Raw genomic sequence first — 7,642 nt, 5'->3', positions numbered from 1 at the left:
CGATGATGGGAGCGATGGCCAGCAGCGATGCGGCCGACAACTTGGCCCAGAACAGGCCCTCGGGGCTGGAGTACGACGCGATCAGCGCGGCCAGCGTGCCGGCGTGGGCCGAGGTCAGGTTCAGCGACCAGAAGGCCTCGTTCCACGCGAGCACCAGGCACAGCAGCCCGGTCGACGCGATGCCGCCCATCGTCAGCGGCAGGATCACGTGGCGGAACTCGTCCCACACGGTCGCGCCGTCGAGCCGCACCGCCTCGAGGATGTCGTTCGGCACCTCCTTGAAGGCGCTGTAGAGCATCCACACCATGATCGGCAGGTTGGACAGCGTGAACACGATGATCAGCGCCGTCAGCGAATCGAGCATGCCGGTGGTCTGCGCCATCACGTACACCGGCACCAGCGCGCCGACCGCCGGCATCATCTTGGTCGACAGCATCCACATCAGGATGTCGCGCGTGCGCTTCGTGCGGAAGAAGGCCATCGAATAGGCGGCCGGCGCGGCGATCATCAGGCCGAGGATCGTCGACACCAGGCTGGTGATCAGCGAGTTCTTCGCGTACAGCAGGTAGTCGCTGCGCTCCTGCACCTCGGCGAAACTCGACAGCGTGGGCGTGAAGATCAGTTGCGGCGGCACCGCGATCGCCTGCATCTCGGTCTTGAAGGCGGTGAGGCCGAGCCACAGCAGCGGGAAGAACAGCAGCAGCGCGATCGCCCACGCGAAGAAGGTGCGGACGTACGGGAAACCGTTCGGGTAGGTGGTGCTCATGGCGTCAGTCCAGGCGTCAGTCGAGGTTTTTGCCAACCATGCGGATCAGGAACACCGCGGCGATGTTGGCCAGCACCACCGCGAACAGCGCGCCGGCCGAGGCCACGCCGACATCGAAGTTCATCAGCGCCTGCTTGAAGATCAGGAACGCGAGGTTGGTGCTCTCGTTGCCGGGGCCGCCGCCGGTGGTGGTGAAGATCTCGGCGAACACGCTCATCAGGAAGATCATCTCGATCATCACGACGACCGCGATCGAGCGGCCCAGGTGCGGCAGCGTCAGGTACCAGAACTGGTGCAGCGCGTTGGCGCCGTCCATGCGGGCCGCCTCCATCTGCTCGCGGTCGAGCGACTGCAGCGAGGTGATGAAGATCAGGCAGGCGAACGGCAGCCACTGCCACGACAGCATCAGGATCACCGAGGCGAGCGGCAGGTCGGTCATCCAGTCGATCGGCGTCGCGCCGAAGAAGTGCCACACGTGCGCGAGCACCCCGTAGATCGGGTTCATCATCATGTGCTTCCACAGCAGCGCATTGACCGTGGGCATCACGAAGAACGGCGAGATCAGCAGCACGCGCACGATGCCCTGGCCGGGGAAGGGCTCGTTGACGAGCAGGGCCAGGCCCACGCCCAGCACGACGGTGATCACGATCACCGCGCCGAGCAGTTCCAGCGTCTGCAGCACCGCCGGCCAGAAGTCCGGGTCGGTGATGAAGTAGTGGAAGTTCTCGATGCCGACGAAGGTCTTGTCGCCGGGCTGCATCAGGTTGTAGTGCACCAGCGAGAACCAGATGGTCATCACCAGCGGGACGATCATCCACAGGAACAGCGTGGTGACCGCCGGCGCCATCAGCGCGCGGGGCAGGAATCGGGTCATGGCGTGAACCTCCGTCAGGCACTGACCCCCGGCCGGCACACGCCAGCACGGAGGCAGAAAGGGCTAGGAGGAAAGCCTACTTTTTCAGGTAGCCGCCCTTGGTCATTTCACGCTCGGCAGCGGTCTGCGAGGTCTTCAAGGCCTGGTCGACGGTGACCTTGCCCGACAAGGCTGCGCTCATCTGCTGGCCCACCGCGATGCCGATCGCCTGGAACTCCGGGATCGCCGCGTACTGCACGCCCACGTACGGCGACTTCGGCAGCGTGCTGTCGTTCGGGTTGGCGCTGTTGATCGCCTTCTGCTCCTCGACCGCGAACTTCGCGACCTTCTGGAACTCGGGGTTCGCGTAGGTCGACTTGCGCGTGCCGGTCGGCACGGTGTGCCAGCCCGAGCTCTGCGCGATCAGGTTGATGTAGTCCTTCGACGTGGCCCAGGTGATGAACTTCTGCGCGGCGTCGGCCTTCTGCGACGAGGCGGGGATCGCGAGGTTCCACGACCACAGCCAGTTCGCGCCCTTCGGCGTGACGGCCTGCGGCGCCTGCGTGAAGGCGACCTTGTCGGCCACCTTCGACTGCTTCGGGTCGCTGATGAACGAGGCGGCGATCGTCGCGTCGATCCACACGCCGCACTTGCCTTCGTTGAAGAGCGCGAGGTTCTCGTTGAAGCTGTTGGCCGACGCGCCGGGCGGGCCGTACTTCTTCATCAGGTCGACGTACTGGCCGATCGCGTCCTTCCACGGCTTGGTGTCGATCTGCGGCTTCCAGCTCATGTCGAACCACTGGCCGCCGTAGGTGTTGACCATCGTCGTCAGGAAGGCCATGTTGTCGCCCCAGCCCGGCTTGCCGCGCAGGCACAGGCCGTACACGCCCTTGGCCGGGTCGTGGATCTTCGAGACGATGTCGGCCATCTGCGTCCAGGTCGGATTGGCCGGCATCGTCAGGCCCTTGGCCTTGACGAGGTCGTCGCGGTACATGGTCATCGAGCTCTCGCCGTAGAACGGCGCGGCGTACAGCTTGCCGTCCAGCGACAGGCCGCTGCGGATCGCCGGCAGCAGGTCGTCGACGTCGTAGGCGGCGTCGGTCTTGATCTCCTTCAGCCAGCCCTTCTTGCTCCAGATCGGGGCCTCGTACAGGCCGATCGTCATCACGTCGAACTGGCCGCCCTTGGTGGCGATGTCGGTGGTGACGCGCTGGCGCAGCACGCCTTCCTCGAGCGTGACCCACTTCAGCGTGATGCCGGGATTGGCCTTCTCGAAGTCCTTGGTGTGCTTCTGCATCTCGATCATGTGGCCGTTGTTGACGGTCGCGATCACGAGGTCGGTGGCATGCGAAGACGTGGCCGCCACGACGCCCAGCGCGCCAAAGGCCAGAACCATTGCAGTCTTGTTTGTCATCTGTGTCTCCATCGTTGTCGAACTGATGCGACGTGGTGGGCCACGTCCGCAGCCGCAACGATAGACGTATGCCTTTGAACGATTTGGTACGGACCCTGCCAAGAGCTGTACTTTCTTGCATCGAACGGCCCGGGTTTTCCTGGATTTCGGGGACAGGGGTTGTGTTGAGATGGCGCAAGCCAGCCCCATCTGTGGGGCTTGCCCCGCTCACGACAGGTCCTGCCATGTCATTTCGCTTGTTTCCGGTGGCCTTGCTGGCTGCCTTCCATGCCTGGATCGGCGTCCGTCTGCTGGGCGTGCTGCCCGGTCCGTGGGGCGCCGTGGGGGCGGGCCTGCTGATCGGACTGTTCCTGCTGGTGCTGTCGGCCGCGAGCCCGATCCTCGGGCGGCGCGCGGCGACCGGGCTGCTGGCCTGGGCCGGGCTGATCGCGATGGGGTTCTTCTCGACGCTGCTGGTGCTGACACTTGGGCGCGACGTGGCGCTGCTGGCGTGGGGCGGGTGGAACCTGGCGGCGGGCGGCGGGCCAATCCCGCTGGCGGTGCTGCAGGTGTCGGCGCTCGCGGTGCCGGCGCTGGCACTGCTCGCCAGCCTGCTGGGCCTGCTGAACGCGCGGCGCCGGCCCGGCGTGCGGCGCGTCGACGTGCCGATTGCCGGCCTGCCGCCGGCGCTCGAAGGCTTTACGCTGGTGCAGATCAGCGACCTGCACGTCGGCCCGACGATCCGCAAGGATTTCGTCGACCGCGTGGTCGATGCGGCCAATGCGCTGGACGCCGACGTGATGGCGCTGACCGGCGACCTGGTCGACGGGCGGGTGCCGGAACTCTCCGAGCACACCGCGCCGCTCGGGCGGCTGCAGGCGCGGCACGGCGTGTTCGCGGTCACCGGCAACCACGAGTACTACTCCGGTGCGCCGGCCTGGGTGGCCGAGCTGCGGCGGCTCGGCATCACGGTGCTGATGAACGAGCACCTGCTGCTGAAGCATGGCGCGGGGCGGCTGCTGCTGGCGGGCGTGACCGATTTCGGCGCGCACCACTTCGACGAGCGGCAGCGCAGCGATCCGGCACGGGCGATGCACGGCGCGTCGGACGAAGCGCATGCGAAGGTGCTGCTGGCGCACCAGCCGCGCAGCGCGCCGGCGGCGGCCGAGGCGGGCTTCGACCTGCAGTTGTCAGGCCACACGCACGGCGGGCAGTTCCTGCCGTGGAACCTGTTCGTGCCGCTGCAGCAGCCGTTCGTGGCCGGGCTGCACCGGCTGGGCGCGCTGTGGGTCTACGTGAGCCGGGGAACGGGTTACTGGGGGCCGCCGAAGCGGCTGGGGGCGCCGTCCGAGATCACGCGGGTGCGGCTGGTCCGGGCGGCCTGAGAGGGTTCAGTCCCTTTCGGATGGGCGGCCGGGCGTTCCAGGCCGGCGTGGTCACGCGGATCCCGCGACGGGCCTTCGACACGGCGGCGTCGGGCGTCGGGGCGCTCTGAGAGCTGGTTCATCGAAACACTCCTGCGGGCACGGGCCCGTCAGGAAGGGGGCAATCGACGTGCCCGGCAGGATCAGCGCCTTTCCGACAAGCGGGCCAGCACCAGGCGTGCCGTCGACAGGTTGGTGGCGCAGGGCACGTCGTGCACGTCGCAGGCCCGCACCAGCGCATTGATGTCGGGTTCGTGGGGCTGCGGCGTCATCGGGTCGCGCAGGAACACCACCAGGTCGATCTCGCCCTGCGCGAGCTTCGCGCCGATCTGCAGGTCGCCGCCGAGCGGGCCGCTGAGCATGCGCTGCACGGTCAGCCCGAGCTGGTCGTGCAGGCGGCCGCCGGTGGTGCCGGTCGCGACCAGCGTGCAGCCTTGCAGGAAGCCCAGGTACTCGCGGGCCAGCTCGACCATCGTGTCCTTCTTGTGGTCGTGGGCGATCAGGGCGATGCGGGGAGGGGGGGCTGACGGGGTGTCGGAAATGGTGTYGGTCATGAACATCAGTGCGGTTTGCGGGGCTTGCGGAAGGATTTCGGTCGGTACACGTTGCCGTCCCACTCGCCGCCGTCGCGGGCGCGCTCGATCGCGTCGCGCGCCTCACGGTTCGCCTCACGGCGCGCGGCCGGCCAGCGCCACAGCCGCAGCCAGGTGCCGGCCAGCGTGGCCCACCAGCGCTGCATCATGAAATCGAACTGCATTCGTCGGCGCACGCTGAGCGTCAGGCGCACCAGCAGGATGGCGCAGACCAGGAGCACGGTGCCGGCGAGGATGGTTTCAAACACGGGGTGGCCTCAAGCGTTCATRCATCCGCACGGGCGAACGCGTGGGAGCCATGGTAGCCAGTGGCGGCCGGCCGTGCGCACGGCGTGACACCTTCGTTCGGGGGATGCGTGGATTGCTGCCGTACGCGGAACCCCGGACTCACTTCAGCTTCCAGCGCTCTTCGCTGATCGGCTCCAGCGACCAGTCGACCTCGGCGCCCCGTTGGTTCGCCTTCCTGGCCGCGGTGAGCTTGCGGGCGACGAGGATGGCGCAGTTGCGCAGGTTGTCGAGGTCGCGCTTGCGCAGGGCGGGGTTCGGGGCGGCGCTGTAGCAGCACAGCGTGCCGTAGACGCTGCCGTCGGGCATGACGATCGGCGTGCTGAGGTGGGCGCCGACGGTGATGTCGGTGCGCGGCAGCCCGATGTCCTTCGCGATGGCGGCCGCATCGGGCACCAGCTCCGGCATGCGTCCGTCGACCACCTGCTTGCACCAGCTCTCCTCGATCGGGTTGCCGTCGCCGGGGCCCATCGGCGGGTTGTCGCCGTCGACGAAGCGGAACACGCGCTGGCCGTCGACGAATTCGGAGACGAACACCACGTCCATCTTCAGGCGGTCGCGCAGCGTACGCAGCACCTCGGTGACGGACTGGTCGATGCCGGGGTCGGTGCCGTCGGCGGTGGCCACCAGCAGCTCGGAGATCATCACCGACAGGTCGTCGGGACCGAAGGCGTCGTGCAACTTCATGCGCGCACTGTAGCCATGTTTCAAAGATGACAAAACCGGCAGGGGTGTCGCTCACAGTCGACATCCTGGCCGGGCGGGTGGCCGCTGTAATGCCGCACCAGGAGCCGGACTCGATCCGGCCCGGACCACAACGGATGGAGACATACGATGATGCAAAGACGCCTGATCCTGGCGCTGGCTGCGGCCGGCTTTTCGTTGATCGCGACGGCGACCGCGCAAGCTGCGACGCTGAAGATCTCGTGCGGGGCGGTCGGCCAGGAGCTCGAGCTGTGCAAGAGCGCGGCCGAGGCCTGGGCGAAGAAGTCGGGCAACGCCGTCGAGGTGGTGTCCACGCCGAACGATGCCAGCGAGCGGCTGGCGCTGTACCAGCAGGTGCTGGGTTCGCAGTCGGACAAGATCGACGTGTTCCAGGTCGACGTGGTGTGGCCGGGCATCCTCGGCTCGCACTTCCTGGACCTGAAGCCGTACAGCAAGGGTGTCGAGAAGACGCACTTCCCGTCGATGGTGACGAACGGCAGCGTGCAGGGCAAGCTGGTCGCGATGCCGTGGTTCATCGATGCGGGGCTGCTGTACTACCGCAAGGACCTGCTCGAGAAGCACGGCCTGAAGGTGCCGGTCACGTGGGAGCAGCTGACCGACACCGCGCAGAAGATCCAGTCGGCCGAGCGTGCCGCGGGCAACGACAAGATGTGGGGCTACGTGTGGCAGGGCCGGGCCTATGAGGGGCTGACCTGCAATGCGCTGGAGTGGGTGTCGAGCTACGGCGGCGGCACCATCGTCGACGCGGCGGGCAAGGTGTCGGTGAAGAACCCGGCGACCTCGAAGGCGCTGGCGATGGCGGCCTCGTGGGTCGGCACGATCTCGCCGACGGCCGTGCTGAACTATGCCGAGGAGGAATCRCGCGGCGTGTTCCAGGCCGGCAACGCGGTCTTCATGCGCAACTGGCCGTACGCCTGGTCGCTGGCGCAGCGCGACGACAGCCCGATCAAGAACAAGGTGGGCGTGGCGGTGTTGCCGAAGGGCGGCGATGCGGGCTCGAACGCGGCGGCGCTGGGCGGGCAGCAGCTCGCGGTGTCGAAGTACTCGAAGAACGCGGCCCTCGCGGCCGACCTGGTGATGTACATGACCAGTGCCGAAGTGCAGAAGGAGCGGGCACTGAAGGGCTCGTTCAACCCGACGGTCTCGACGCTCTACCAGGACAAGGACGTGGTCGCCGCGAACCCGTTCATGAGCCAGCTGGCCGGCACGTTCGCGAGCGCGGTGCCGCGGCCTGCCACCGTGACGGCCTCGCGCTACAACCAGGTCAGCAACGAGTTCTGGAACGCGGCGCACGAGGTGCTCTCTCGCAGCGCGAAGCCCGAAGAGGCCGTTGCCAAGCTCGATCAGCGCCTGAACCAGATTGGCCGCGGGGGTCGTTGGAATTGAGGCGCAGGCAAAGACGCGGGTGGGGAGGCTGTGGCTCGCCGGCCGGTGCGGTCATTGCCCCTTGGGGGGCAATGACTCCCCTGCGCTGACTGGTTTCATGGCCCGTCGCCCAAACTCCCTCCACTCACTTCGTTCGTTGTGGTCAAACAGTGGGCGACAGTCAGTGCACGAAGCGTGCTGGCGCACGCGGGCCATGAAACCAGCCAGCTCCGGCGC

At 67.4% G+C, this 7,642-nt stretch carries 8 protein-coding genes; 2 read left to right on the top strand and 6 right to left on the bottom strand.

The features are described 5' to 3' along the window. The 3 genes from AC1D15_RS12100 to AC1D15_RS12090 form a co-directional block, all read right to left on the bottom strand. On the bottom strand, window positions 1-766 hold a 766-nt coding region (locus AC1D15_RS12100), incomplete at its 3' end, for a carbohydrate ABC transporter permease (protein ID WP_477826158.1). 16 nt (window positions 767-782) lie between these two features. After that, window positions 783-1,640: a carbohydrate ABC transporter permease gene (locus AC1D15_RS12095; protein ID WP_465111022.1), complete on the bottom strand. Its 858-nt coding sequence runs from the start codon at window positions 1,638-1,640 to the stop codon at window positions 783-785. Window positions 1,641-1,716: 76 nt separating this feature from the next. Further along, window positions 1,717-3,015: an ABC transporter substrate-binding protein gene (locus tag AC1D15_RS12090; RefSeq protein ID WP_477826157.1), complete on the bottom strand. Its 1,299-nt coding sequence runs from the start codon at window positions 3,013-3,015 to the stop codon at window positions 1,717-1,719. Window positions 3,016-3,257: 242 nt separating this feature from the next. Here AC1D15_RS12090 and AC1D15_RS12085 point away from each other — a divergent pair, with 242 nt between their 5' ends. Beyond that, on the top strand, window positions 3,258-4,397 hold the full coding sequence (locus AC1D15_RS12085) for a metallophosphoesterase (protein ID WP_465111024.1): 1,140 nt from the start codon (window positions 3,258-3,260) through the stop codon (window positions 4,395-4,397). Between the two features lie 182 nt (window positions 4,398-4,579). Here AC1D15_RS12085 and AC1D15_RS12080 read toward each other — a convergent pair whose 3' ends face one another. From AC1D15_RS12080 to AC1D15_RS12070, 3 genes are all read right to left on the bottom strand, one after another. After that, window positions 4,580-4,990 (bottom strand): methylglyoxal synthase, encoded by a 411-nt coding sequence (locus AC1D15_RS12080; protein WP_477826156.1) that lies wholly within the window; start codon window positions 4,988-4,990, stop codon window positions 4,580-4,582. Between the two features lie 5 nt (window positions 4,991-4,995). Beyond that, on the bottom strand, window positions 4,996-5,277 hold the full coding sequence (locus AC1D15_RS12075) for a hypothetical protein (RefSeq protein WP_477826155.1): 282 nt from the start codon (window positions 5,275-5,277) through the stop codon (window positions 4,996-4,998). Window positions 5,278-5,416: 139 nt separating this feature from the next. Then, window positions 5,417-6,001, bottom strand: a complete 585-nt coding sequence (locus AC1D15_RS12070; protein ID WP_052211233.1) for a GAF domain-containing protein — start codon at window positions 5,999-6,001, stop codon at window positions 5,417-5,419. Window positions 6,002-6,148: 147 nt separating this feature from the next. Here AC1D15_RS12070 and AC1D15_RS12065 point away from each other — a divergent pair, with 147 nt between their 5' ends. Then, complete coding sequence (locus tag AC1D15_RS12065) at window positions 6,149-7,426, top strand: ABC transporter substrate-binding protein (RefSeq protein WP_477826154.1); 1,278 nt, start codon at window positions 6,149-6,151, stop codon at window positions 7,424-7,426. Window positions 7,427-7,642: the final 216 nt, after the last annotated feature.

The sequence above is a fragment of the Rhizobacter sp. P2_H2 genome, assembly GCF_056403375.1.
The sequence above is the reverse complement of the archived record's forward strand: the minus strand, read 5'-3'. Positions and strand labels throughout refer to the sequence as shown.

What these genes read in the sequence shown, in the direction of transcription:
- AC1D15_RS12085 (WP_465111024.1), top strand. Translation starts at nt 3,258, where the DNA reads ATGTCATTTCGCTTGTTTCCGGTGGCCTTGCTGGCTGCCTTCCATGCC.
- AC1D15_RS12070 (WP_052211233.1), bottom strand. Translation starts at nt 6,001, where the DNA reads ATGAAGTTGCACGACGCCTTCGGTCCCGACGACCTGTCGGTGATGATC.
- AC1D15_RS12090 (WP_477826157.1), bottom strand. Translation starts at nt 3,015, where the DNA reads ATGGTTCTGGCCTTTGGCGCGCTGGGCGTCGTGGCGGCCACGTCTTCG.
- AC1D15_RS12095 (WP_465111022.1), bottom strand. Translation starts at nt 1,640, where the DNA reads ATGACCCGATTCCTGCCCCGCGCGCTGATGGCGCCGGCGGTCACCACG.